General features: G+C 58.4%; 25 protein-coding genes. 18 read left to right on the plus strand and 7 right to left on the minus strand.

All coding sequences use genetic code 11. The annotated features are described in order from the left end of the window. The first annotated feature begins 3 nt into the window (after positions 1-3). The 14 genes from trbL to qatD all read left to right on the plus strand — a co-directional run bounded on the left by trbL (position 4) and on the right by qatD (position 15,045). On the plus strand, positions 4-1,368 hold the full coding sequence (trbL, locus tag JZX89_RS06995; protein ID WP_151654604.1) for a P-type conjugative transfer protein TrbL: 1,365 nt from the start codon (positions 4-6) through the stop codon (positions 1,366-1,368). Further along, positions 1,365-2,054: a conjugal transfer protein TrbF gene (gene trbF / locus JZX89_RS07000; protein ID WP_151654606.1), complete on the plus strand. Its 690-nt coding sequence runs from the start codon at positions 1,365-1,367 to the stop codon at positions 2,052-2,054. The genes trbL and trbF overlap by 4 nt, the downstream gene beginning before the upstream one ends. Further along, positions 2,051-3,064, plus strand: a complete 1,014-nt coding sequence (trbG, locus tag JZX89_RS07005; protein WP_151654608.1) for a P-type conjugative transfer protein TrbG — start codon at positions 2,051-2,053, stop codon at positions 3,062-3,064. The genes trbF and trbG overlap by 4 nt, the downstream gene beginning before the upstream one ends. A gap of 29 nt (positions 3,065-3,093) precedes the next feature. Next, entirely contained in the window at positions 3,094-4,194 is a 1,101-nt protein-coding gene (locus JZX89_RS07010) for a TraB/TrbI/VirB10 family type IV secretion system protein (RefSeq protein WP_440131599.1), read from the plus strand. A 2-nt stretch (positions 4,195-4,196) separates the two neighbouring features. Then, a complete protein-coding gene (locus tag JZX89_RS07015; protein WP_151654612.1) occupies positions 4,197-4,415 on the plus strand; it encodes a DUF2274 domain-containing protein in 219 nt (72 codons plus the stop codon). Between the two features lie 158 nt (positions 4,416-4,573). Further along, positions 4,574-4,933, plus strand: coding sequence for a helix-turn-helix domain-containing protein (locus JZX89_RS07020; RefSeq protein WP_151653879.1), 360 nt, complete (start codon positions 4,574-4,576; stop codon positions 4,931-4,933). Continuing rightward, the gene (locus JZX89_RS07025; RefSeq protein ID WP_151653881.1) at positions 4,930-6,240 is read left to right on the plus strand and encodes a type II toxin-antitoxin system HipA family toxin; all 1,311 of its coding nucleotides are present in this window, start codon (positions 4,930-4,932) and stop codon (positions 6,238-6,240) included. Before JZX89_RS07020 ends, JZX89_RS07025 begins: the two co-directional genes overlap by 4 nt. A gap of 72 nt (positions 6,241-6,312) precedes the next feature. Next, positions 6,313-7,029, plus strand: a complete 717-nt coding sequence (locus tag JZX89_RS07030) for a hypothetical protein (RefSeq protein WP_151653883.1) — start codon at positions 6,313-6,315, stop codon at positions 7,027-7,029. A gap of 246 nt (positions 7,030-7,275) precedes the next feature. Continuing rightward, positions 7,276-8,325, plus strand: coding sequence for an SIR2 family protein (locus tag JZX89_RS07035; protein WP_207133580.1), 1,050 nt, complete (start codon positions 7,276-7,278; stop codon positions 8,323-8,325). Then, the gene (locus JZX89_RS07040; RefSeq protein ID WP_151653885.1) at positions 8,322-10,073 is read left to right on the plus strand and encodes an ATP-binding protein; all 1,752 of its coding nucleotides are present in this window, start codon (positions 8,322-8,324) and stop codon (positions 10,071-10,073) included. Before JZX89_RS07035 ends, JZX89_RS07040 begins: the two co-directional genes overlap by 4 nt. 28 nt (positions 10,074-10,101) lie before the next feature. After that, the gene (gene qatA, locus JZX89_RS07045; RefSeq protein WP_151653887.1) at positions 10,102-12,060 is read left to right on the plus strand and encodes a Qat anti-phage system ATPase QatA; all 1,959 of its coding nucleotides are present in this window, start codon (positions 10,102-10,104) and stop codon (positions 12,058-12,060) included. Between the two features lie 170 nt (positions 12,061-12,230). Further along, on the plus strand, positions 12,231-12,938 hold the full coding sequence (qatB, locus tag JZX89_RS28530) for a Qat anti-phage system associated protein QatB (RefSeq protein WP_305820679.1): 708 nt from the start codon (positions 12,231-12,233) through the stop codon (positions 12,936-12,938). Next, the gene (qatC, locus tag JZX89_RS07055) at positions 12,935-14,284 is read left to right on the plus strand and encodes a Qat anti-phage system QueC-like protein QatC (RefSeq protein ID WP_151653892.1); all 1,350 of its coding nucleotides are present in this window, start codon (positions 12,935-12,937) and stop codon (positions 14,282-14,284) included. Before qatB ends, qatC begins: the two co-directional genes overlap by 4 nt. Before the next feature lie 8 nt (positions 14,285-14,292). Continuing rightward, the gene (gene qatD, locus JZX89_RS07060; protein ID WP_151653894.1) at positions 14,293-15,045 is read left to right on the plus strand and encodes a Qat anti-phage system TatD family nuclease QatD; all 753 of its coding nucleotides are present in this window, start codon (positions 14,293-14,295) and stop codon (positions 15,043-15,045) included. On the opposite strand, the gene JZX89_RS07065 is transcribed toward qatD, so the two are convergent. The 7 genes from JZX89_RS07065 to JZX89_RS07095 all read right to left on the minus strand — a co-directional run bounded on the left by JZX89_RS07065 (position 15,042) and on the right by JZX89_RS07095 (position 20,376). Further along, entirely contained in the window at positions 15,042-15,689 is a 648-nt protein-coding gene (locus JZX89_RS07065; RefSeq protein ID WP_151653896.1) for a hypothetical protein, read from the minus strand. The genes qatD and JZX89_RS07065 overlap by 4 nt on opposite strands. 377 nt (positions 15,690-16,066) lie before the next feature. Further along, complete coding sequence (locus tag JZX89_RS07070; RefSeq protein WP_151653898.1) at positions 16,067-16,993, minus strand: hypothetical protein; 927 nt, start codon at positions 16,991-16,993, stop codon at positions 16,067-16,069. Between the two features lie 539 nt (positions 16,994-17,532). Beyond that, positions 17,533-18,165, minus strand: a complete 633-nt coding sequence (locus JZX89_RS07075) for a cytochrome b (protein WP_207133582.1) — start codon at positions 18,163-18,165, stop codon at positions 17,533-17,535. 3 nt (positions 18,166-18,168) lie between these two features. Continuing rightward, complete coding sequence (locus JZX89_RS07080; protein ID WP_207133584.1) at positions 18,169-18,948, minus strand: anti-sigma factor family protein; 780 nt, start codon at positions 18,946-18,948, stop codon at positions 18,169-18,171. Next, positions 18,945-19,451, minus strand: a complete 507-nt coding sequence (locus tag JZX89_RS07085) for a sigma-70 family RNA polymerase sigma factor (protein WP_153516403.1) — start codon at positions 19,449-19,451, stop codon at positions 18,945-18,947. The genes JZX89_RS07080 and JZX89_RS07085 overlap by 4 nt, the downstream gene beginning before the upstream one ends. A 5-nt stretch (positions 19,452-19,456) precedes the next feature. Further along, entirely contained in the window at positions 19,457-19,699 is a 243-nt protein-coding gene (locus JZX89_RS07090) for a COG4315 family predicted lipoprotein (protein ID WP_207133586.1), read from the minus strand. A 110-nt stretch (positions 19,700-19,809) separates the two neighbouring features. Further along, positions 19,810-20,376, minus strand: a complete 567-nt coding sequence (locus tag JZX89_RS07095) for a YceI family protein (protein ID WP_174373146.1) — start codon at positions 20,374-20,376, stop codon at positions 19,810-19,812. Positions 20,377-20,666: 290 nt separating this feature from the next. Here JZX89_RS07095 and JZX89_RS07100 point away from each other — a divergent pair, with 290 nt between their 5' ends. The 4 genes from JZX89_RS07100 to JZX89_RS07115 all read left to right on the plus strand — a co-directional run bounded on the left by JZX89_RS07100 (position 20,667) and on the right by JZX89_RS07115 (position 24,291). Further along, positions 20,667-21,575 (plus strand): LysR family transcriptional regulator, encoded by a 909-nt coding sequence (locus JZX89_RS07100; protein WP_142840627.1) that lies wholly within the window; start codon positions 20,667-20,669, stop codon positions 21,573-21,575. A 147-nt stretch (positions 21,576-21,722) separates the two neighbouring features. Further along, entirely contained in the window at positions 21,723-22,505 is a 783-nt protein-coding gene (locus JZX89_RS07105) for a carbon-nitrogen hydrolase family protein (RefSeq protein WP_210348392.1), read from the plus strand. A gap of 14 nt (positions 22,506-22,519) precedes the next feature. Next, positions 22,520-23,185: an RraA family protein gene (locus tag JZX89_RS07110; protein WP_153516405.1), complete on the plus strand. Its 666-nt coding sequence runs from the start codon at positions 22,520-22,522 to the stop codon at positions 23,183-23,185. Between the two features lie 65 nt (positions 23,186-23,250). Beyond that, a complete protein-coding gene (locus tag JZX89_RS07115; protein ID WP_142840624.1) occupies positions 23,251-24,291 on the plus strand; it encodes an ABC transporter substrate-binding protein in 1,041 nt (346 codons plus the stop codon). Positions 24,292-24,514 lie beyond the last annotated feature (223 nt).

Consider the following 24,514-nt stretch of genomic DNA (forward strand, 5'->3'; position numbering starts at 1 on the left):
ACCATGGGCGGCACCGGCGTCATCGACAACTTTCTGGGTGTTTTCACCAGTTACATCGATAGCGGTTTCGGCCTGCTCGGTGGCGAGGTCGCCTTCATCGCCACCACGCTGATCGTCATCGACGTAACGCTGGCGGCATTGTTCTGGTCCTGGGGTGCCGACGACGACATCATCGCCCGGCTGGTCAAGAAAACGCTGTTCATTGGCGTCTTCGCCTATCTGATCGGCAACTGGAATAATCTCGCCCAGATCATCTTCGACAGCTTCGCAGGTATTGGCCTGAAAGGTTCGGGCACCAGCTTTTCCGCCGCCGATCTGCTGCGGCCCGGCAAGGTGGCGCAGACCGGCCTCGATGCCGGTCGCCCGCTGCTCGAATCCATCTCGGACATGATGGGCTATTGGTCGTTCTTCGAGAATTTCATCCAAATCGCCTGCCTAATGTTCGCCTGGGCGCTGGTACTGCTCGCCTTCTTCATTCTCGCCGTGCAGCTCTTCGTCACGCTGATCGAGTTCAAGCTGACCACGCTTGCGGGCTTTGTCCTCATTCCCTTCGGCCTCTTTGGCAAGACCGCCTTCATGGCCGAGCGAGTTCTTGGCAATGTCGTCTCCTCCGGCATCAAGGTGCTGGTGCTCGCCGTCATCATCGGCATCGGCTCGACATTGTTCACGCATTTTACGGCCGGTTTCGGCGGCGTGACGCCGACCATCGACGACGCCATGGCGATCGTGCTGGCCGCACTTTCCCTTCTCGGCCTCGGCATCTTCGGTCCCGGCATCGCTTCCGGTCTGGTTTCTGGCGGCCCGCAGCTTGGCGCAGGTGCAGCAGTTGGAACCGGCCTTGCCGCTGGCGGCATGATGCTTGCCGGCGGCGCTGCCGCAGGCATGGCCGCGAAGGGAGGGGCAGCGGCGCTGTCGGGTGGAGCTGCTGCCGTCCGTGGCGGTGCTGCTGCGGCAGGGGCGGTGAGCGCCGCCTATAGTGTCGGATCGCTCGGCCAGTCAGGGGCTGCCGGTGTTGCCTCCGGCCTCGGCGGAGTTGTCCGCGCGGCAGGCTCCGCCGCCGCATCGCCCCTGAAACGAGCGGCCTCGAAAGCAGCGGAAAGCGTCAAATCCAGCTTCTCCGATGGCGCTCGCGCCGGGCTCGGCGTCACCGGTGGATCGTCCTCACAGGGAACCATTGGTGGGGCGAGCGTGGCCGGCGCTGCCGCACCCGCCTCCGCACCGGCGGGCGGACCGCCTGCATGGGCGCAGCAGATGCACCGCCGCCAGGCGCTCAATCAAGGCACGACCATGGCCGCCCATGCCGTGCGCTCCGGTGACAGCCACGGCGGCGGCTCTTCCGTCAACATTTCCGAAAGTGACCGCTCATGAACATCTTCAGACGTCCATCGACCCATTACGGCAAATCGCCCGAACCCGAGACGCCTTATCAGAAAGCCGCGCAAGTCTGGGACGAGCGCATCGGCTCGGCCCGCGCGCAGGCTAAGAACTGGCGCTATATGGCCTTCGGCTCGCTGATCCTCTCGGCGGGCTTCGCTGCCGCGCTCGTTCTTCAATCGGCGCGAGGGACCGTCGTGCCCTGGGTGGTGCAGGTCGATAATCTCGGCCAGGCCCAGACCGTCGCCGCAGCCACGGCCGATTACCGTCCGACCGATCCGCAGATCGCCTTCCATCTTGGCCGCTTCATCGAGCAGACGCGCTCGATCCCGGCGGACGCCATCATCGTGCGCCAGAACTGGCTGCGCGCCTATGAGTTCACCACGGATAGGGGGGCGGCCGCGCTCAACGATTACGCCCGCGCCAATGATCCGTTCACCCGTGTTGGCCGCCAGCAGATCGCAGTCGAGGTTTCCAGCGTCATCCGTGCCTCGAACGACAGCTTCCGGGTCGCCTGGACCGAGCGCCACTACGAGAACGGGCAGCTTTCCACGACCGAGCGCTGGACCGCGATCCTCACCATCGTGATCCAGACGCCGCGCGATGCCGAGCGCCTGCGCGCCAATCCGCTCGGCATCTACGTCAATGCAATCTCATGGTCGCGGGAGATGAGCCAATGACCATCGCGTTTTCCCGCGATTCCGGTTTTCCGGTCTTCCGTAAGCCCGCCTTCGCGGCTTTGTTGCTTTCGGCCACCATGCTGGCAGGCTGCGCTACCAACAAGCCGCCGCAGTTCAGCTATGATGCCGATGTGCCGGCGTTGCCTGTTGTGCAGGCCGCCGTCACCGATGACCGGCCTCGGCCGCTTCACACGCCGCCGGCCTGGACGGTCGCACGTGGTGGAACTGCTGCCGGAACACCGGCAGGCCGCGTCGAGAACGCCAATGCCGCCGCCCGCGTCGAGCCGCGCCGCGAGGGTTACTATAACGCCATCCAGATCTATCCCTGGTCGGAAGGCGCGCTCTATCAGGTCTATGCTGCACCTGGACAGATCACCAATATCGCTCTGGAGCCGGGCGAAAGCCTGACCGGCGCGGGACCGATCGCGGCAGGCGATACCGCCCGCTGGATCATTGGCGATACCGAGAGCGGGGGCGGTACGTCGCGCCGGGTCCATATTCTCGTCAAACCGACCCGTGAGGATATTTCCACCAATCTTGTCATCAGCACGGATCGCCGCGTCTATCTCATTGAGCTTCGCGCCCGCGCGGCGCTCTATATGCCCGCTGTGGCCTGGGCCTATCCCGCGCTACCTGCCGGTCAGCGCGTGACCGTTCCGGCAGCCCCCATCATCCCTGTCGAGACGGCACGCAACTATCGTTATGGACTGACGGGCGATGGTCCGCCGTGGCGACCCATTTCTGTCTTTGACGATGGCCGCCGTGTCTATGTCGTCTTCCCGCGCGGCATCGTGCAAGGCGAGATGCCGCCAATCTTCGTCATAGGCTCCGAGGGCGAAACGCAGATCGTCAACAGCCGCATTCACCAGAACATCCTGATCGTGGACCGCCTGTTCGGTGCTGCCGAGCTGCGCCTTGGCAGCGGCGATCGGCAACAGACCGTCAAGATTGTCCGCGTTGAACAAAGGCAGGCGGCCCAGCCCGCAAAGACCGGGGAGAAGCCGTCATGAGCGAAGAGACGACCACCAACGCGCATCCTATGCGCCTGCGCGCCGAGCCGCCGCGCGTTACCCGCCTGTCGCGCAAGATGCTGGCCGGCGTTGGAGCTGTCGCGCTCCTCGGCATTGGCGGTGCATTGATCTATGCGCTCCAGACCCGTGACATGAGTGGAAATGGCGAGGAACTCTATTCAACAGAGAACCGCCCCACAGCGGACGGGTTGGCTGGCTTACCGCGCGATTATACTGGCCCCGTCTTGGGACCAGCTTTGCCGGGCGACCTCGGCGGCCCGATCCTCGATGCTCAGAACAGGGGGCAGCCCGTTACGCCGCCTGCTATGGCAACACCAACTCGCGATCCTGCCGAGGAGCGCCGTTTGGCCGAAGAAGAAGCCGCACGTCTTAGCACCGTGTTCTTGCAATCGGGGCAGAGGACAACGACAACACCGGGTTCCAATATGCCGGGCCTAGCTGGCCTTGACCTTGGCGGTCAGCCCGCAACGCAGGACCGACACACGGCTTTTCTGAATGGTCCGGTGGATCGCCAGACCGTTGCCATCGATCGGATCATGGAGCCAGCATCGCCCTATATCCTTCAGGCAGGGGCCGTGATCCCGGCTGCAATGATTACCGGCATCCGTTCGGATCTGCCTGGCCAGATCACCGCGCAGGTCACGGAAAATGTCTATGATAGCCCGACCGGCGCGCTGCTCCTGATCCCGCAGGGAACGCGCATCATCGGCCAGTATGACGCCGGTGTGCAGTTCGGCCAGCGCCGTGTGCTGCTGGTCTGGAACCGCCTGATCCTGCCCAATGGCCGCTCGATCGTGCTGGAGCGCCAGCCCGGCGCGGACGCTTCCGGCTATGCCGGTCTGGAGGATGGCGTCGATTACCACTGGTGGGATTTGATGAAAGCAGCGGGCCTGTCCACGCTGCTCGGCATTGGCACGGAACTGGCGACCGACGACGAAGACCGTCTGATCCGCGCCATCCGCGACGGCGCACAGGACACCATCAATCAGGCCGGAAAGCAGATCGTCCAGCGCCAGTTGCAGGTTGCCCCAACGCTGACCATCCGGCCGGGCTTCCCGGTTAGGGTCATCGTCACCCGCGACCTGGTACTCGAACCTTACAGGAACTGACCATGACAAAGCTGAAACTTGGACCGCTCATTGAAGACAAACCCGTCAAAGTGACCGTGGAGCTGCCCGGTTCGCTCCACCGTGATCTGATCGCCTATGCAGAGGTTCTGGCCCGCGAAAGCGGCCAGCCCGCCGCCGATCCCTCCCGGCTGATTGTGCCGATGCTGGAGCGGTTCATCGCCACAGATCGCGGGTTCGCAAAAGCGCGGCGAGCTACTTGAGGGACGGTTTGACCAATTGGGGCCAGATATGACCTATTATATGCTTTCTTGCTATTTAATGGGTCTAATATGACCCCTAGTTGGTTTCCTATTGAAAAAATACAATTATGGGCCATATAATGCACTCTAACTAGATTATTCTGGATAAGGTGCGGGATATGGCCCCAATGTCGGCGCAGGGCTTCACAACGGTAGAGCGAGAATTGCACGAGCTGGGTACGCGGATTGCCCGTATTCGCCTCAGCCGGAACCTCACTCAGGCGAGCCTTGCCCGCGAGACCGGCGCATCAGTTCGCAGCATCAAGCGGCTTGAAGCTGGCGAGAATGTTTCTCTCGACACGCTGATACGTGTGCTGGCGGCGCTCAACCTCGGTGATCGGCTGGTGGCAGCCTTGCCAGATCCCGATGTCAGGCCGGTTGAACGCATCAGGCATGAGGGGCATGAGCGCCAACGCGCTCGTGAGCGCAACGCCGTCCAGAAAGCAACCGACTGGGCGTGGGGAGAAGATGAAGAATGACGGACGCAACCGTTCGCCTTTGGGGCAAAGACATTGGCGCTGTGAGCTGGATCGAACAGCGTGGCGTCGGCGTATTCCAGTATATGCCTGAGTTCGTTCCCAGCGACATTCAACTGGCGCCGATCATGATGCGGCTTGGGTCGAACCCTTATGAGTTCCCGGCCTTGCCGCGTGATGCCTTCAAAGGTCTTCCGGGCCTTCTTGCCGACTCCTTGCCTGACAAGTTCGGTAATGCCCTGATCGACACATGGCTTGCTGCGCAGGGAAGATCGGCCGGGAGTTTCAATCCGGTCGAACGCCTTTGCTATATTGGAACGCGCGGCATGGGCGCGCTGGAGTTTCACCCGACCATCCTCAAGGCTGCCAGAAAATCCCGTATCCTTGAGATTGATGCTCTGACGCAACTCGCCAACGATGTCCTGAATAACCGTGAGAAGCTCACAGGCGTTTTGCAGGGTGACGATGATCGGGAAATGCTTGAAGAAATCCTGCGGGTTGGAACGTCCGCAGGTGGCGCTCGCGCGAAGGCGATCCTGGCTTGGAACGAGAAGACCGGAGAGTTCCGCTCAGGTCAGGTCAAGGCCGGTGAGGGTTTCAGCTACTGGCTCATGAAGTTCGACGGTATCTCGAACAACAAGGACAAGGAACTGGCAGACCCGCAAGGGTTCGGGCTGATCGAATACGGCTTCTATCTCCTTGCGGTCGCCGCAGGCATCGACATGAGTGAATGCCGTATTCACAGTGAGGGCGGCCGTTCGCATTTCATGACACGGCGCTTCGATCGCAGTGCCAGCGGTCAGAAGCTGCATATGCAATCGCTTGCGGCGCTTCGCCATTACGACTTCAACGCGGCCGGCGCCTATTCCTACGAGCAGGCTGTCGAGACGATCCGACTGCTCGATCTTCCCGCTTACGACATTGAACAGCAGTTCCGCAGGGCTGTGTTCAATATCCTGATCCGAAACCAGGACGATCACGTCAAGAACATCGCGTTTCTCATGAACAGGAAAGGCGAATGGCGATTGTCGCCCGCATTTGACGTGAGCTACGCCTATAACCCCGACGGTAGCTGGACACACCAGCATCAGATGAGCCTCAATGGCAAACGTGATGGTTTCGACCTGTCTGATCTTATTCAGTTTGGCGTCTTTTGTGGGATGAAGCCCAAGAAGGCTGAGAGCATCGTCCAAGACATGCGTGCCCATGTCGAAAACTGGATAGAATATGCCGATAAAGCAGGCGTTAGCGAAAGCGTGGCAACTTCAATCCATAGAATGATGCGCAGGGACATAGTCGATCAAACTTGATTTGCGCCAATACTGGTAAGAAGTCTATCTGGGTTCCATGGAACGTTTTTAGAAAATCTGGAGGGGTATCGCTTGTCTATTGAAATTACCCGCGAAAATGGTCGTTTCCATTTTTCGTATAGAAGGCATTTGCTTGTATTGGTTGCTATGGCCTTTATATGTGCGGGCCTCGCGGGTCTATTGGGGCCGTGGTGGCTGCCTATCCTGACCGTGATTTTGAACAAAACAGAACTAAATGTTGATGACGGAACAAGCTATGCGCTTAGTGTTTCTCTTGTTGTAATCGGTCTTGCACTCCTGCTTTTTAAGCGCTTCGTCCTTGACGTGAAGGCCCGGCAAATCTTACGCGATAAGGAAACGCTGGCTGCGCACCTTCCAGATCCAGATTTACCTCAAGCGTACTTGCGAAACTTGGTCGATGACCATTCCTATCTGTCTAGTCAGGATACCGCGTTTTACCATTCATATTCGGTCTTTCTCCAGCCTAAGGCCGCGTTTCAATTCAAGAAAACAGTGCAACTCTACGATCTGTTTTCGACGCAAGCGAAAGCGCTACACGAGTTCGTCGCAGCAAATTTTTTCGTCTTCCCGAGCAGTCAATTGGGAGTTTCGGACTATCGGTATGCGATGGCACCCCACCTTAACGAGGACAGGGAGATGATTGTTTACGATGGTGGCAAGGTCGAGCAGTACAATGCCCTCAAGGCGGAGCTTCATGGGAGAGTGTGCAATGTACAAGAATCATATGATTTGTTCTTGAAGCACCTCCGTAGGATAGGTGCCCTTTAAACTGGGGTAGCCCGTCCGCGCGTCCGCGATCCCATGCGCCGTGTCAGGGGGGTGCCCAAGACGCCCGCCTGGCATGAGCACCGGCGGGCGTTGGCCACGGGGACCGAAACAGGATGTATGAAGCCGTAAAACTTGAAGTCATGCATCCTGATTGTCATTTTTATTATGTTGTAGTGATATATTTGGTATCGCTTAGTTTTTGATCTTCAGTAATATTAATCGAATCGGCGCATTATAGAGACAGACGTGACGAACCATTTGGACATCCACGACCTTAAACTAATGCTGCAACAGCATCTGACGGACGGCCTAGTGACGGTTATCGGCTCGGGTCTGTCATGTGCGGAAGGGCTGCCGGGTATGGGTGAACTGGCCACCCATCTCGATGCGACAGTGACAGCAGGCTTGGCAGCAGCGGAGGTAGATCGTTGGAGCGCGATTTCCCCGCTCCTGCCGACTAAGGGACTCGAAGCGGCTCTTCTGGAAGTGCCGCCGACGACAGGATTGGAAATCGCAATCGTTGCGCGCACGGCCGAACTGATCGCTATGCGTGAGCGCCAAATCGTTGCCGAAGTTTTCTCACGGACCCGGACGCTGCGCTTTACCGGGCTCGTCAAGCACTTGTTGAAACCTCATACCGGACTTCCGGTCGTTACAACCAACTATGACCGCTTGGTTGAGGTCGCCGTGGAAGAAGCCGGCCTCGGCGTCGATACGTTGTTCGTCGGCCATTTTGCAGGTGAGTTGAACGAGCAGGAAAGTCGCTTGAGCTTTTGCCGGGAAGTGACGCTGAAGGCCGGACGGGCGCAGTATCGTTATCGTCCGCGCGCCAATATCTTCAAACCTCATGGCAGTCTCGATTGGTATCACCGCGACGGGAAGCCTGTGCGCTACTCTGGCGATCTCGATCTACCGCGGCTCATAATTACGCCGGGGCTGAACAAGTTCCGCAACGGCTACGAAAGCCCGTTCGACCGCCATCGGGAACGGGCAAATTCGGCGATCGACCGTGCCAGCCGCTTTCTCGTGATCGGCTATGGCTTCAACGACGATCACCTGGAAACCCACCTTACGCCCCGTATCCGCAGTGGCGTGCCCACGCTCCTTTTGACCTACGGGCTTTCGGAAAACGCGGTGAAGCTCGTAAACGAGTGCGGCAATGTCATCGCGATTCAGCGAGCCGAACAAGCTGGCGTTTCCGGCTCTAGTGTCTTTGTCGCTGGCGTTGAGACTTTCTTTCCCGGTCTGGACCTGTGGGATCTGGGCTCATTCGTTGCCGAGGTGCTTGAACCATGACTGAAGCCGCTCTCCAATTTGCTGACGAGGATAAAATCGGGCGCGTCGCGTCGGTCGATACCAGCCGTGTTGCGATCGATGTGACGAACTCCGTTCTGCTCACGCGGATCGGTATCGGACAGCTCATCGCCATTCGCGGCGCGACGGAGCGCGAATATCTCATCGCTATGACTGAGCGCGTCACCCGCAGCATCAGGGAAGAATTGCCCGGCCCGGACGATGAGGATGCCGATGGCGGGCTTTTAGCGGCGGTACCAACTGACCTGATCCAAGGAGTGTTGATCGGGACATTCAGAACGGTGGAGGGAGATCGGCGGAATACATTCAAGCGCGGTGCGGATAGCTTTCCGCAGATCGACCGGGACTGCTTCGTCATTGAAGGCGGAAACCTTCAGCGCTTCATGGGAATCCTGGGCGCAGGTTTTTCCGCCGAGGAAAAGCTCAAGCTTGGCACGTTTGTTGCGGATCGCACGGCCGATGCGATCGCCAGTGGCGACAAATTCTTTCAGCGGCACGCTGCGATCCTCGGAAGCACCGGATCGGGCAAAAGCTGGGCGGTTGCACTGATCCTCGAACGGGCCGCAAAGTTGAAGTTTCCAAACATCATCGTGTTCGACATGCACGGCGAATACGCTCCGTTGGCAGATAAGGGGAACGGAGGATTCGCTACGCGCTTCCGCGTCGCTGGTCCCGGTGATCTGGAAAATCCAGGCGACGACACGCTGTTCCTTCCATACTGGCTGCTCAACCGTGATGAAATGCTGTCGATGATCCTCGATCGCAGCGACCAGAACGCGCCCAATCAGGCGTCACGGTTCACACTGCATGTCCGCTCTTTAAAAGGACAGACGCTCGATGCCGAAGGTAAGGCGGACATCAAGAAAACGTACACTGTCGATTCGCCAATTCCTTACGATGTCAAACAGTTGGTCGGGCTTCTGAACATAGACAACACCACAAAAGGGGTTGGAAAGAACGGCCCGGTAAAGGGGGAGTGGGAGGACAAGCTGACACGGTTCCTGTCGCGCCTCGAAGCTAAGCTGGACGATCGTCGCTACGGCTTCATGTTCGCACCGCCGCCCGCTGCGATGAAATACAACTGGCTTGCCGCGCAGGTGCTCAAGCTTCTGCAATCTGGCGATGATACTGGCATCAAGATTATCGACTTCTCCGAAGTGCCCGCCGACGTGCTCCCCGTAGTGACGGGGACGCTGGCGAGGTTACTTTATGATGTTCAGTTTTGGATGAACGGGAAGACTCGGACGCCGGTTACGCTACTGTGCGATGAGGCGCACCTCTATCTTCCGGTCCGCGATGACGCTGATGCGGTCCAGCGTCAGGCCCTCGGTTCATTCGAGCGGGTCGCCAAGGAGGGCCGCAAATACGGCTTTTCGCTGTTGGTGGTAAGCCAGCGCCCCTCGGATGTCAGCCGGACGATCCTAAGCCAGTGCAATAATTTCTTGGCTTTGCGCCTGACGAACGAAACCGATCAGGGGGTCATCAAGCGTCTGATGCCGGACTCGCTAGCGGGGCTGACGAGCATCTTGCCGTTACTTGATACGGGTGAGGCGCTGCTATTGGGTGACGCGGTTCTGTTGCCGACGCGGATCAAGCTCGACATGCCCAAAGTGGCGCCGGATAGCGCGACGCGGGATTTCTGGAAGGAATGGGGATCAGCCAAGCCGGATGGTGCCGCAATAACTTCTGCGGTCGAATGCTTGCGGGGGCAATCGCGTAACGGCGGATAAAGCCTGCAAAGGCGCATAGGGGGGGGTAATGATTCTAACGGATAATGAAACAAAGGTGGATCTCCTCAACAATGAGGCGATCGCCAAAACTATAATCGAACTGCTGCGCGAAAAGCCTGACCGCGCTGTGACGATCGGTGTTCATGGCGACTGGGGCGCCGGTAAATCCAGCATCCTTGAGATGATCGAAAATGGCCTCAGTTCAGATGAAGACGTGCTCTGCATCAAATTCAATGGCTGGCGTTTTCAGGGCTTCGAGGATGCCAAGATTGCCCTGATCGAAGGCATCGTTACCGGCCTTATTGAAAAACGTCCTCTGCTCACTCGAGCTGGCTTAGCCGTAACGGACATCTTCAACCGGATCGATTGGCTCAAGATAGCCCGGCGAGGAGGTGGTCTCGCTTTCACCGCGTTCACCGGAATCCCGACTGCCGACCAAGTCGGTGCAGTGGTCGGCACCCTGAGGGGAATATTCTCCGATCCTTCGAAACTCGCCACGCAGGAGAATTATGACAAGGCCATCGAAGGTGTGCAGGGTCTGCTGAAATCGGGGGAGACGAAGAATGTTCCCGAAGAGATTGAGGCGTTCCGCAAGGCTTTTGACGAGCTGCTTAAGCAGGCTGGCGTCACACAATTGATTGTCCTCATCGACGATCTTGACCGCTGTCTTCCTGACACAGCAATTGAAACGCTCGAAGCTATTCGTTTGTTCGTCTTCACCGACCGCACCGCGTTTATCGTTGCTGCCGACGAGGCGATGATCGAATATTCGGTGCGCAAGCATTTCCCCGAGTTGCCTGACACAACCGGCCCTCGTGACTATGCGCGCAACTATCTCGAAAAGCTGATTCAGATACCCTTCCGGATTCCGGCTTTGGGTGAGACGGAAACCCGTATCTACGTTACGCTGTTGCTCATAGGTGCCGAGCTGGGTGAGGACGATCACGCTTACTCGGCGCTCATCACTGTTGCGCGTGAATTGCTCAAACGCCCTTGGCAAACGGGCGGGCTCGACGCGCAGACAGTCAAGACCGCCTTGGGCAACAAAGCCGGCCAGGTTCAGAACGCGCTCACACTGAGCGATCAGGTAGGCCCGATCCTGGCCAGCGGGACGCAGGGCAATCCGCGGCAGATCAAGCGCTTCCTGAACACCCTGCTACTAAGACATCAAACTGCGCTCGCTCGCGGCTTCGGAGAAGACGTGAAACTGCCGGTCCTGGCAAAGCTCATGCTGGCCGAACGGTTCCTCTCCAGATTGTTCGACCAGATCGCAAGCGCCGCCGCCCGCAATCCGGACGGCCGCTGCGTAGATTTGGCGGCGCTCGAAGCCGCTGCGTCGGATATAAAGCCAGCCCCGAAAGCGAAGCGGGCCGGGCCGAAGAACAGTTCCACCGATGCCCCTAAGCCGACCGCCGTGCCGGACTCGAAGGACAGCGCTACCCTGACCGAATGGAAAGCGGCCGACGCGATACGGGCTTGGGCGCGGCTGTCACCGGCCTTGGCCGACGTCGATCTGCGCCCATACCTGTTCGTGACAAAGGATCGGAAGGACTATTTCGGCGCAGCCTCCGTTCTCGGGCGGCTCGCAGCGGTGGTCGAAAAGCTGCTCGGCCCGAAACTGGCCGTCCAGGCATTCGAAGGCGAACTCAAACAGCTCGTTCCGGCCGAGGCGGCGCAGGTCTTCGAGGAACTGCGCGGGCGCGTCATGGGTGGCGACGCCTTCGATACGGCGCCGCCCGGCATTGATGGGCTCGCCGTGCTGGTTCGCGCCCATCCGACATTACAGGCGAATCTTCTCGACTTGCTCGAAGCCGTGCCAGCCGATCGGTGCGGGCCGTGGCCAGCGTCGGGGTGGGAGGGGGTCATCAAGGATTCCGATGCCCTGATGCGCTTCGAGAAGCTACTCCAAGGATGGTCCACTTCCGGCTCGAACTTCTTGAAGACGACGGCGAACGCCGCACTTCGCACGCGGAAGGGTGGTCGCTGATGGGTACGTCGAACGCTTATGGGGGTGCAGGCGGCGGCACGCCGCTCATTCCGAGTTGGTTGCAAGGTGATGGCGACGGCGGAACTGGCGCGGCTGATGGCGACGGAACGCAATCCTCGGCTCCTGCTGGAGCGCCGCCCGCGGTTCCTCCCGCGCCAGCACCTCGGCCGATGGCGCCGGCAGGAGCGTCGGATCGATTCACTTCCGCCCGAAGCAATTTCACGCGTTTCGCAAGTTCAGGCGGAAACGATCGTAGGAGCCTCGGCCGCGCGGTTTCGCAATATGTGTCCAAATCAGCAGGGGGCTCACGCCAGGCTGCGCAGCGAATGGGCTCTTCGCGGGGGGCGGGCGCTGGACTGGTCAGGTTCCTCAACGACGCCAGCGCGAATGGCGTGCGTGAGGCGCTACGGACGCTCAACCTCGAAAGTCTCGCCGGGCGTCCGATCGAGGAAGTGTTCACGGGTCTCGCCGATTACATCTGCCCCGAAGGTGGGTCGATTGATGAGGGGATCGCGCGAGACGCCTTCGTCGAGACGATCGCCGATCTCGCCGGTGCCGGTATTACCGACATCGACGCGCTGACATCTGGGCAGATCCAGACCGTCTTCGAACTATATGCGACGCACGCGATCGAGGCGCGCATCTGCAACGACATCGGCACCAAGGTCGTAACATTGCCCGCCGATCCGCGCGCGGCCGAGAGGGTACAGGCGCAATTGCGTGATTTCATCCAGCGAGGTGTCAGCGACGCGATCAACGCCGCAGGTGTCAACATTCAGTCTCTGACCCCAGATGCGGTGATGGGCTTTGTAACCAACGTCTATCAATCCGCCTTCGATGTGTTGCAGACGATGGGTGATGGGGAGGCAGCGAAATGAGGCGCCATGTCATCATCGGCCGTTTGGGCGAGGACGATAAGATCCGTGTTCCAAAGGCGCGCGACGAAGTCGCATCGATCTTGCAGTTGGTGGCGGGCAAGCGTCTCGATCATGGGATCGGCCACGCCTTGGCCGACCTCAAGGCGCTGCACCTGACCCCGAGCGAGATCGGAGCGGACATACTCGTGGTCGCGGCCCACGTTCACGCAGCGGACACCCGCATTTCCCGCTCGACCGAATCGCAGGATGCTTGGACGCGCGAGATTCGATTGGTCGTCCCCGTGAGCGATCCCGTGCGATGGACGGCCGCCGCGCCGATCTTGGTTCGCGCCTTTAACTTCCTGACAGGCGACAAATGGGACGTGGGCTTCCGCAAACGGGCTAAGGGCTATGCGAATCTGGTTTCTCCTGCCGCGCCCACTCTCATTCCCACCCCGTTCGATGGCGTGAGCTTGTTCTCCGGTGGTTTGGACAGTTTGATCGGTGCGATCGACAGTCTGAATGCCGGCGAGACGCCACTTCTGGTCAGCCATGCCGGCGAAGGACTGGTCAGCAAGTCGCAGGAGCAGTGCTTCGACGGTTTGAAAGCCGCTTATAAAGCCTCCGCCTTCGATCGGCTGCGGGTATGGATGAGCTTTGATAGTGGGTTTGTCGAGGACGTCGGATCGGAGGACACCACACGCGGCCGCTCGTTCCTGTTTTTTTCGCTGGGCGTAGCCGCCGGGACTGCGCTCGACCGCGACTTCGTGCTGAAGGTTCCGGAAAACGGCTTGATCGCGCTCAATGTGCCGCTTGATCGGCTCCGGCTTGGCGCGCTCAGCACACGGACGACGCACCCTTTCTACATGGCTCGGTGGAACGATTTGCTCCGAGCACTTGGTATCAGAGGCAAGGTCGAAAATCCCTATTGGCAAAAGACCAAGGGGGAGATGGTCGCCCAATGCGCAAATCCGGCCCTGTTAAAGCAGCTCGCCCCACTGTCGCTATCGTGTTCTTCGCCAACAAAGGGGCGTTTTAAGAAGAAGCCACAGGGACATTGCGGATACTGCCTGCCATGCCTCATTCGTCGCGCCTCTCTGCAAGGCAATGATTCGACAATCTACGGTGTACCCGACCTCAAAGCAGCCATATTAAACACCAAGCAGGCCGAAGGTCAGCAAGTCCGATCCTTCCAGATTGCGATCGCGCGGCTATCGAAGCGTCCGGAACTCGCCAAAGCCCTCATCCACAAGCCAGGGCCGCTCTATGATGATCCTGCCCGTCACGATGACTTGGCTGATGTCTACCGCCGCGGATTGGAAGAAGTTGGGCGCTTGCTGACTGACGTTCGAGCCGCACCATCGTAAGAGGCACCATGCGATCCAGTCTCGTTGATTTTCATTGCCACCTCGATCTCTACCCTGACCACGCGGCTGCAGTGGAGCGTTGCGAGAGCGATGGCGTGTTCACCCTCGCCGTGACCACCACGCCTAGAGCTTGGCCGCGGAACCACGAACTGGCGTCCGCCACTCGTCACGTTCGCGCGGCTCTCGGCCTGCATCCTCAACTGGTGGGCGAGCGCGCCCGCGAGATTGGGCTGTGGGAGGAGTTGCTGCCGCTAACACGCTATGTTGGTGAGGTTGGATTGGACGCCGGCCCGCGGTTCTACAGGTCGATTGAGACGCAAAAAGAGATTTTCGCTCGTGTGCTGACGCTCTGTGCGGCGGCGGGGAACAAGATCGTCACGACGCATAGCGTCAGAGCGACGAAAGCCGTGCTCGACATGGTCGAGCAATACATGCCGCCCCAGCGTGGACGCGTTGTGCTTCATTGGTTCACCGGTACCGCGAAAGAGGCAAAGAGGGCGGTAGATCTCGGCTGCTATTTTTCAGTGAACGCAGAGATGCTTGTAAGTGAAAAGCGGGCAGCAATAACCAAAGCTCTGCCTCTCGACCGCATTTTGACAGAGACGGACGGACCGTTCACACAAACCAGCGGTCATCCTTCCACACCAAGCGATGTTTGGGTCGCTGTCGAGGGATTAGCGCGTCTGCACGGGATTTCAGTCAGAGAAATGTCCGCAGCAATTCTGATTAACTTCAAAGACCTACTTGCAGAGCAGAGCTAGATGGGCGGCTCACCGCCGCCTAGGGATGCATTGGTATGTGCTGCATCTCCGGCGGTTGCAGACGCGGCAAACCATGGCTCGACTTGTAAGGCATTTCTTAGAGGCGTTCGGATTAGATCCGGTGCGTTCCAAACATAAATTGCGGCCATAGACTTGCCGTCTTTAGTCAGCGACTGGAGGTGACGGATTGCCTCTGCGACTGAGAACTCTTTGCCAGTCTTATCCTTGAAGTTGCTGGGCAGCCCTGTCCACACTACGACATCATATTCTTTTTCGGCTGCCCACTCGGCGACTGCGTCCGGCACGGGTGGCGCACAAGTCCGGCTTCCATCGCGGAAATGGAAGCCCATTCGCTTCATGATCGTACCTTCGCGGCAGCGCAGATCGGCAATCGCGTCATCAGGGTTGCTGCGCCAGCTGAGCGAGTAGGCGGCCCTGCACGGCGCACCATGCTGGGTGTCGATGACGAGTGTGAGTGCTCCCTTGCGACTTTCCGATATGCGTGAGAACTCAAGTGGCAGGGTCGGGCCGTCAAGTAGCCACTCATCGTGATACATGTCGAATTCTGGACGCACATCCCAGATCAGCGACCCCCATCCTAGGATAGCTATTTGGGTCTGCTTCGCTTTTTTCTGTCCCGTCATTGACCACCTCCTCCAGCATTAGAGAGAATATATCGGTGTTGGGTAGCGTACGACAAGCAGAGGGCATACGCATGCCGCGCTGTTCCTTTTGTGAACGGCTCCGCCTCAATCAGCATCTCGATGTCCGCTTCGGATATGAACTTTTCATATTCCAATTTTTTGCCCCGTCGTGCGGTCGAAGGCGAACCTATACCGCGATAAGCGCGCGATTTCGAGTGCGCTAGCGGGCTCTCGCACTGCCTCTCAACCTAGTCGATCGTCTGGTCTCGATCAGGTCACGGTCCCCCGCACCATAGATCAGGAAGTTTCCGCAGAGGTGCTCGCTGGGTTTTGCTGATCGGGGTATCCCATGCTTCACGACATCGGCACAGCTGGCCTCAACCCACCGGGTCCATCCCCACACTTGCAAGAACCTCGTTGAGAACCTCCACGCACTTTTCGCGATGGTCTTCGAGTTCTCTCGCGAAACGCATGTCGGTAAAGTCCAATAAGCCATTTACGTGCCGGATCCTGCCGTCCTTCTGGCCAGTCACGATCTGGGTGCGCAGATGCCTGAGCAACTGGTTGACTAGGCGAAGGCCATCGCGGACATTGCGGTCGTCAATATCGTGCCATCCTCCGACGGCCTTGCGGATCACCTGGCGGCTCTCCCGATCAAGCAACTCACCAGTGCGAACGGCGCGCTGGGTATCCGACAGAGCCTGTAGAAATTCGCTCGGACTCTCGCAGTGGAGAGGCACTTCGAACGCGGGCCTCGAGAACGCCATCCGGATCGTGGCGAGCACGAACTCGTCGAGATCTTTGGCGTTACGGACCTTGATGACGTCCTCGTAGTACCACCGCTGAAGTTCGGGGAACGCGTTGAGGTATCCGACGATGTCGTCCCACGACCAGACCATGGCACGGCAGTTTCGATTGTCGGCCTCCCACTCCTCATTGAGCTCATTCACCCAGTTCTGCACAGCTGTGTCACGGCGGGCGGTCGTGGCAAGTATCCAGATTGACAGCTTGGCCTTGAACCCGAGGGATTTGGTGGCCTCCTGGCGCAGGAGCTTCCGAGTGATCGGTCCGCCGGGGAATGGACTGCCATTCTCGTCGAGATCTGAGAGGCGCTTGCACTGGACGCCGATCATTCCGTAGCGCTTAGAGCGACCGAAGACATCTATACCGTCCTGAGCCTGGCCGGGGCGTCCGAACTGCTGCGCGTCGGGGCTGCTGTAGACCTCGCCCAGCAACCCGTGTGCAAGATCCTCGAACTGTTGCCAATATAGTGGCGGCTGGAAAAACTGGCTTACTGTCGGCACCGACATCCCCTTATGCGAGTCAAGATTCGAAATTCGGCGCGTACGCCACGAAATCACAGTAGGAGACCGGACCGGAAAATGATAGGATCTGCCAGAAGCCGTCTTTCACGTTACGGGCCAGGAAAGAGGGCTTTGTCCCAAACCAAGTCACTCAAGTACACTGGTTAGTATCGAAAGGTAATTCTTCGTGCATGCGCACTTGCACTTTCGTCCATTTAAAAGCAGCAGGATGAACTAACAGATCCAGCGCCTTGATTTTCTCTTTCCGCGTAAAGATGGCGGGCCCCATAATATTGAGTCTACGGTCAGAATAAGTGGTCAGAATCCATAACCTTGGGTCAGGGGTAATCGTAACCATGAGTCAAGTGGGACGGAATCAACAGTCATATATTGGAAGGCGCGATCGTCTGTCTTTTAAGCGCTGCTAAATCGCAATTTCCAGCGAATGTCGGTATCGGTAGTTGCGAGCCCCCGCAACCAAATCATTCAAGTCCTATGAAAGAAACCCCTTCGTGGGGCTTTTTGCGTTGGTGTAGAAATCATGCGGCTCTGTTCTCTGTATCCGAGCCTGCAGGATAGGGGATCATACGCCGAAGGGTCGGATCTTTTCGGATGAAATGGTGCCACAGCGCCGCTGCCACATGAAGAAGCACAACCCCTGCTGCGAGATACGCCAGAGTCGCGTGAACGTCAGTCCAGAAGGCCTCGGATTGGTCGGAGATTGCCAAGGGCAACCCCGGCACAACGATGAGATCGAATACATAGCTGGGGATTTGCAGGGGAGACGTCGACGCTACTGCCCAGCCGGCAATGGGAACGGCCAAGGTGAGGAACATCAATGCAGTGTGAGCTGCCCGGGCGCCCAACCGGGAAACCGGACCTTCGCCATCAAGTGGCCATGGCTTTCTGCTGAAAACTGACCAAATGAAACGCGGTACGGCCAGGGCGAGCACCAGAAATCCAATCGACTTGTGATACTGAAAAAGGTCGAACTGAAGCACCGGGTCGATGTTGTCGCGGCTCATCAGATATCCCAGCGCAAGCTGGGCGAGGAATAGGACCGCGATCGTCCAATGGAAGGTGATCGCCACCAGCCCGAAGGATCTAGGCGAATTACGCCATAGTCGTTTATCCGTCGGTGCGCTATCACGATGATCCTCGAAATGGGTCATTGGCTAACTCAGCTGTTGATAGGTGTCTTTGGCAATGGCGTCCATGCGGTCGGATGGCAGGTTGCCAACCAGGGCGCAGCGGATCGTTTCGTCGTCCCAGGATACGGTTTCCAGCGAGCCGACATTGGAGCGACGCATGGCGGTGTCGCTCGCTTCAGCCGCAGCCACGATATAAAGAGTGACGCGTTGTCCACTTTTGTCTTCGTACATAAGCTGGGCTGCGGCGCCCTGTGAGCTGGGAAGTACCCGTCCACCGACAAGGGACAGACCATGGCGGGTGAGGTCCGGGATATTCAGTTTGCGATCCAGCCGTTTCGACAGCCATTTTGGCAGATTGGCGGCGTCCTCTGCGTCGGCGCGAACCTCCACCGGATGGAGAACATCGCCAGCGAACAATTTATGTGCCTGCGTCGCATCCGTCACGATGGAATGGGCAGGTTCCGCGACCTGCGAGAGAAGCCCACGCCCGAACCAGCCGCCTGTCAGCCCAACAGCCAGAACAAGGATGGATGCCGCCGCCATGTTGCGCCAATCGGCGCGCTCGGATCGCAATCGCCGCTCCATACGATAAACATCGAGGCGCTCAGGTAAAACGTCTACATCAAGAGGAGGATAGAGAGCCGCCAACGTGGCATTTTGCTGCTGCCATAGCTCAACCTTGCGTGCGTCAGCGAGATTGGCGGCGAGATGGGTACGAACGGCGTCCCGCCGCTGGTCGTCGAGCTGCCCGTCGACATAAGAGATCAGATCGGCTTCGGTTATCTGCGGCTGGCTGCCAGTCATTTTATCACCTTGAGGTTTGGCTGGTCTTCCTGGGTCATTCGGGCGAGGGCTGTTCGGGCTCGCCCCAGACGGGACATCAGAGTGCCCAGCGGAATTTCAAGAACCTTTGCCGCTTCCGCATAACTTAGACCTTCGACGACGACGAGGAGGAGCGCCTCCCGCTGTTCGCCGGAGAGTTTTTCAATAGCGCGGGCCATTTCAGCAAGCGCTATCCGGCCTGTCTGCGCCGCCGGCACGAACAGCTGTTCCGCAACATCGTCAATCGGGATTTGCGACGGCCGCCGATTTCGACCGCGCAGATTGTTGCGGTAGACGTTGAGCAGCACCCGGTACAACCAGGGACGCAACGGACCCTGCGGTCGCCACAATGCCTTTTTACGGATGGCCCTTTCGAGGCAGTCCTGGACGAGATCGTCAGCTGTGTCACGGTCGTGCGTGAGCGCATTCGCGTAACGTCGAAGCGCTGGTATGCAACCTGTAATCTCGTCCAGAAAATCCGGCATGGGTGCTATTCCTTGGTAAGGTGCCAGATATTGCCGACGCCATCGTCTGTGGCGTCGGCGGACCTCTTGTCTATCCGTAAGCGATACGGCGGCTTTTCGTCATGTGACGAGTGCACCGTCCCATTCTTGCGGGTGACCGGTTTGTCGTCACCATCCGCCATGTCGGTTTTCGAGGCGGCGAGCAACGGCCATTTCCCTGCACAACCATCATAGCCGGACGACGATCCATCGACGAGATGCACACGCATAAGTTAGTCCCTTGGGAGGTAACGGATCGGACAACATGTCCAACATTATACAGAACACCAGCCAGCTGCACTTAATCCCACGCCACTGGCTTTTTTGGCCTTTTTTGTTTCTATCTGACGCCCTTCAAGTCTATGTCGAACGCAACTGTATTCGAATAGAGCGGCACGCCGACACCCATGCCATAGGGCATGCGGGGGACATTTCCGGTGACGTGGAAGGTGACGGATCCCTTTTGCTGCTCAACGAATGTTGCGTGAAACGTTTCGGGCCTGGATACGCCTCTGGCCGTCAGGACACCTTCGACCACTGCGCTGCGTGGCCCGTCCTGAGTAACGCGGCTGGAGCGAAACATGATTTGCGGGTAAGCGGCGATATTAAAAACCGCACTGGATCTCAGGAAATTTTCCACGCGTTCCTGTCCCGTCTGGACGCTGGAAGGGTTCAGTTTGATTTCCACGAAGGATTTGGACGGCTGGTCCGGGTCGATGTCGAAGCGGCCGGATATGTCGGGAATTGTGCCTTTGATCCCCGGGCCGGCAATCTGGTCAATTGAAAAGCCGATGTGAGATGTAGAATCGATTCGATAATGTCCGGCGGCGGATGAGAACGGATTGGCAGACACGGGCGTGCAGGCCAGTGCCACAATCACGAAGATGGCGGAATAGGGAGATTTCACGGTGCAAGCTCCTTTGTACGTGCGTAGTCGTACCCAAGAGAACACTGCAGGAAGCTATTTAATCCACGTCTGTTCCGGTGGAATTGTCGTGCCTGTTAAAGCTTCAGCCATGAAGCTGCTCGGGGCAATTCGATGAGCGTGCCGCGCACCGTGCCAAGTGACTCAGCGCTGATCCCTTGCTTATGGGCCTGTGCATCGGACATACTGGCACTTGAACCACAGGGGCCAAGGGCAAGACGAACCGGCAATGCAAAGCTGGATCGCGGAGCCATGCGAGAAGATTTTACCTCATGAATACGCGATTTCTCGAAACCTTCCTCTGGGCTGCACGGTTGAACAGCTTTTCGGCGGCGGCGGAACGTTTGCACACGACCCAGGCGTCGGTGTCCAACCGGATTGCCGCTCTGGAAAGAGAGCTTGGTGTCGTGTTGTTCACCCGCGATGTGCGCTGCGTCAACCTGACGCCGGCCGGTCGTCTGGCGCTGCAGCATGCCGAAAAGATCGTCAACCTGACCGGGGAATTCCGGCAGATCGTGAGCAGCCGCGAGGCGCTGAGAGGTACCGTGCGTATCGGCGCTGCGGATACCATTGTCTACGCCTGGTTGCCGCTTCTTATTCGTCGAATGAACGAACAATATCCCGGTGTCAGCCTGGATCTGACCATCGATACCAGTCTGAAATTATCCCAGCGCATTCAAAACGGCGAAGTGGATGTCGGTTTCATCATGGGACCGGTTATGGCTGCGAACATCTATAATTCGCCGCTGTGTACGTTCGAGTCCTGTTGGGTTGGTGCGGTTGATCTGCCATTGCCGGAAACAGGTGTCACGCTTGAAGATATCGCACATTTTCCGCTACTTACCTTCTCGACCGGCTCTCAGCCACACCAGGCATTGCGTGCGCTGCTCGATGCCCACGGACTGTCCGACAGCCGTATTTATAATTCCAATTCCCTGTCAATCATGACCCGCCTCGTGGCAGCGGCCGTCGGTGTGGGCGCTTTGCCGCGCGTGCTGGTGGACGGCATCATCAAGTCCGGGGAAGCGCGTATCCTCGATATTGCGCCGTCTGTACCGCCCCTGACATTCCACACTGTTTATCAGGAACGTGGCGACAACGCGCTCGCCCGGGCCATTGCCGATATGGCGACGGAAATCGTCAGTGAAACCACCACACAATGGATGACTGTTGCCGCCTAAATTTTGCGCTGCAACACGAAATGATTAATCTATAAGCTTACCTTATGGGTTCCGATAGAGTTTTTCCGTTTGTCATGAAAACCGTTCCCGTTCTTAATTCTCCTCGCAACATGAGAGGAGAGCAACGTGAAAGTCTCACTTGTTCAAATGAATACCCAGAACGACAAGGCAGAAAATCTTAAGGTTGCTGCCAATCTTATCGAAAAAGCAGTCAAGGCGGATAATCCGGACCTTGTTGTTCTTCCAGAATACTTTGCATTTCTTGGAGATAATCCTCAGGAGATGCATGAAAGCGGGGAAGAATTTCCCGATGGCGAGATTTATACGCTGCTTTCGGGGCTCGCCAAAAAGCACGCGATTACGCTGCATGCCGGTTCCATCGTCGAGAAGGAAGGCAACCGTTTCTACAATTCGACGCTCGTTTTTGGTCCGGATGGCAAGCAGATCGCCCGTTACCGCAAGATGCACCTGTTCGACGTCGATACGCCGAACGGCATCAGCTACCGTGAGTCCGACTCCGTCGCCCGCGGCGAAGACGTCGTGACCTATAAGGTCGGCGACAAGACGGTCGGTTGCGGCATCTGCTACGATATCCGCTTCCCGGAACTGTTCCGCGCCCTGCGGGACAGGGGGGCGGACGTGATCGTTCTGCCAGCCGCCTTCACCCTGATGACAGGCAAGGACCATTGGGAAGTGCTGGCCCGCGCCCGCGCCGTCGAAACCCAGACCTATTTTCTGGCTGTAGGCCAGATCGGCACCCATGCGGGCGGCAAAAAGGCGTGCTGGGGGCATTCCATGGTCATCGATCCCTGGGGCCACATCATCGCCCAGTGCTCCGACACCGTCGGGACCGCAGGTGCTGCCCTCGACTTCGACTATTCGGCCAAGGTGCGTGCCAACGTGCCGGTGGCAAACCACCACGTGCTCTGATCGGAGAAAGACTTATGTTTATCGTCAATCCCATGCCGGAGCAGATCGACGCCGATATCGTCGATCTTCTTGAAAAGGTCGAAGTCGCAACGATCGGCCATGTGCTTCATTCCGGCTTCGTCGATCCGGAAATCCGCGCGGTTCTTCCGGGCAAGCGGGTGGCCGGTACCGCCGTCACGCTGCGCATCCCGAACGCCGATTCGACCATGCTTCACTACCTGACGCAGATTGTGCGTCCGGGCGATATCGTGCTCATTGATCGCTGCGGTGATACCCGCCACGCCTGCTGGGGCGGCGTCATCACCAACACGATGAAAATGGCCGGCGTCAAGGCTGGCGTGGTCGATGGACCGGCGACCGACTTTTCGGAGTTCGTCAAGGTCGATATGCCCATGTGGTGCCGCGGCCCATCGCCGATCACCACCAAGATCCTTGGCCTTGAAGGCGCGATCAATGTTCCGATCAGCGTCGGTGGCCAGATGATCAATCCGGGCGATGCGATCCTGTGCGATGAAAGCGGTGTTGTCGCCCTTCATCCGAGCCAGGCCCGCGCCATGGCCGAGCGCGCCATCGGCATGCAGGAAGCCGAACTCGTGCTTCTGGAGCGTCTGCGCAACGGCGAGAAGTTGCCGGATATTTCCGGCGCCAACAAGCTCGTTCAGGCCAAGCTGAGCGCCTGACACCGCCTTACGGGTGGCGGACCAGTCCGCCACTCCCAATAATAATAATAGAGGAGAACAGGACAATGAAGAAATCTATACTTCTGAGCGGGATTCTCATGCTTGGCGCGGCGGCTCTGCCGGCGCACGCCCAGCAGACCGTGACGTTCCTCGGCTATAGCGGCCTTTTCCAGGAGCGTTACACCAAGGCCGTCATCGAGCCTTTCATGGCCGCCAACCCGGATATCAAGGTTGAATATTTCCCGCAGCAGGGTTCTGCCGCCATGCTTGGTTCGCTGCGCGCCCAGAAGGCTGCGCCGCAGGCCGATGTCGCGCTGATGGACGTCTCCGTTGCCAAAACCGGTACGGATGAAGGTCTGTTCGACAAGATCGATGAAAGCGTAACCAAAAACGTCGCCGACCTCTATCCCAACGCTCGTTTCGAAGGCGTGGCAGGCGTCGGGGTGACGTTCGACAATCTTGTGCTCATCTATAATACCGATGCGATTAAGACTGCTCCGGACAGCTGGAACGCTCTGAAGGACAGTGCCCTCAAGGGGAAAGTCGCCATGTTGAGCGCTCCGGATATTGTCGGTATCGGCACGACGATCATCATGGACCACATGAATGGCGGCACTGACTTCATCAAGAATATCGACGCCGGCATCAATGCGATGGCTGAAGTTGCGCCAAACATTCAGACCTGGGAGCCGAAGCCGGAAGTCTATCCGAATGTCGTCAACGGCCAGGTTTCCCTGGGCGTGGGCTGGAATGCCCGCAGCCAGGTGAATGCCGATGGCTCCAAGGGCAAGATGAAGGTTGCGCTTCCCAAGGAAGGCACGATCCTCCAGATCAATACGCTCAATCTCGTCAAGGGCGGCCCATCGTCCGAGGCGGGACGTAAATTCGTCGATTATGCGTTGAGCCCTGAAGCACAGGCCGCCTTTACCGCCGCCATGTATTATGCGCCGACCAACACCAAGGCCACCGTCGCCGACGATGTCAGCGAGCGCACGGTCATCAAGGCGATGGACAAGGTTATTCCGGTTGACTGGATCGGCCTTTCAAAGGTCCGCGATCAGATCACGCAGGACTGGCGTCGCAAGGTCATCCCGCTCAGCCGCTAAGGCTCGTGCAGAATGGCAGATCTTCCGCATCACTCATGCGGCTGCGGAAGTAAGAAAACAACACATTCCCTCTGTCGACACTGGGGTCGGCGGAGGGGGTAAGACGGACATGCATTCCCTTTGGCCTGGCATGTCTGCGATACGGGAAACGCCGTGAAACAGCGCAGCGAAGTTCTGCTGCGACTGTATAGATCAAGGGACAGGCCACTTCCGCGCCTAACCG

The sequence above is a fragment of the Agrobacterium burrii genome, from assembly GCF_017313405.1.
Classification (GTDB): domain Bacteria; phylum Pseudomonadota; class Alphaproteobacteria; order Rhizobiales; family Rhizobiaceae; genus Agrobacterium; species Agrobacterium burrii.

Coding starts and splice junctions, on each gene's coding strand:
- JZX89_RS07100 (WP_142840627.1), top strand. CDS start 20,667: ATGAATACGCGATTTCTCGAAACCTTCCTCTGGGCTGCACGGTTGAAC.
- JZX89_RS07075 (WP_207133582.1), bottom strand. CDS start 18,165: ATGACCCATTTCGAGGATCATCGTGATAGCGCACCGACGGATAAACGA.
- JZX89_RS07020 (WP_151653879.1), top strand. CDS start 4,574: ATGGCCCCAATGTCGGCGCAGGGCTTCACAACGGTAGAGCGAGAATTG.
- JZX89_RS07110 (WP_153516405.1), top strand. CDS start 22,520: ATGTTTATCGTCAATCCCATGCCGGAGCAGATCGACGCCGATATCGTC.
- JZX89_RS07025 (WP_151653881.1), top strand. CDS start 4,930: ATGACGGACGCAACCGTTCGCCTTTGGGGCAAAGACATTGGCGCTGTG.
- JZX89_RS07015 (WP_151654612.1), top strand. CDS start 4,197: ATGACAAAGCTGAAACTTGGACCGCTCATTGAAGACAAACCCGTCAAA.
- JZX89_RS07065 (WP_151653896.1), bottom strand. CDS start 15,689: ATGACGGGACAGAAAAAAGCGAAGCAGACCCAAATAGCTATCCTAGGA.
- trbF (WP_151654606.1), top strand. CDS start 1,365: ATGAACATCTTCAGACGTCCATCGACCCATTACGGCAAATCGCCCGAA.
- JZX89_RS07090 (WP_207133586.1), bottom strand. CDS start 19,699: ATGCGTGTGCATCTCGTCGATGGATCGTCGTCCGGCTATGATGGTTGT.
- JZX89_RS07040 (WP_151653885.1), top strand. CDS start 8,322: ATGACTGAAGCCGCTCTCCAATTTGCTGACGAGGATAAAATCGGGCGC.
- trbL (WP_151654604.1), top strand. CDS start 4: ATGGGCGGCACCGGCGTCATCGACAACTTTCTGGGTGTTTTCACCAGT.
- qatA (WP_151653887.1), top strand. CDS start 10,102: ATGATTCTAACGGATAATGAAACAAAGGTGGATCTCCTCAACAATGAG.
- qatD (WP_151653894.1), top strand. CDS start 14,293: ATGCGATCCAGTCTCGTTGATTTTCATTGCCACCTCGATCTCTACCCT.
- JZX89_RS07105 (WP_210348392.1), top strand. CDS start 21,723: ATGAATACCCAGAACGACAAGGCAGAAAATCTTAAGGTTGCTGCCAAT.
- JZX89_RS07080 (WP_207133584.1), bottom strand. CDS start 18,948: ATGACTGGCAGCCAGCCGCAGATAACCGAAGCCGATCTGATCTCTTAT.
- trbG (WP_151654608.1), top strand. CDS start 2,051: ATGACCATCGCGTTTTCCCGCGATTCCGGTTTTCCGGTCTTCCGTAAG.
- qatB (WP_305820679.1), top strand. CDS start 12,231: ATGGCGCCGGCAGGAGCGTCGGATCGATTCACTTCCGCCCGAAGCAAT.
- qatC (WP_151653892.1), top strand. CDS start 12,935: ATGAGGCGCCATGTCATCATCGGCCGTTTGGGCGAGGACGATAAGATC.
- JZX89_RS07085 (WP_153516403.1), bottom strand. CDS start 19,451: ATGCCGGATTTTCTGGACGAGATTACAGGTTGCATACCAGCGCTTCGA.
- JZX89_RS07115 (WP_142840624.1), top strand. CDS start 23,251: ATGAAGAAATCTATACTTCTGAGCGGGATTCTCATGCTTGGCGCGGCG.
- JZX89_RS07010 (WP_440131599.1), top strand. CDS start 3,094: ATGCGCCTGCGCGCCGAGCCGCCGCGCGTTACCCGCCTGTCGCGCAAG.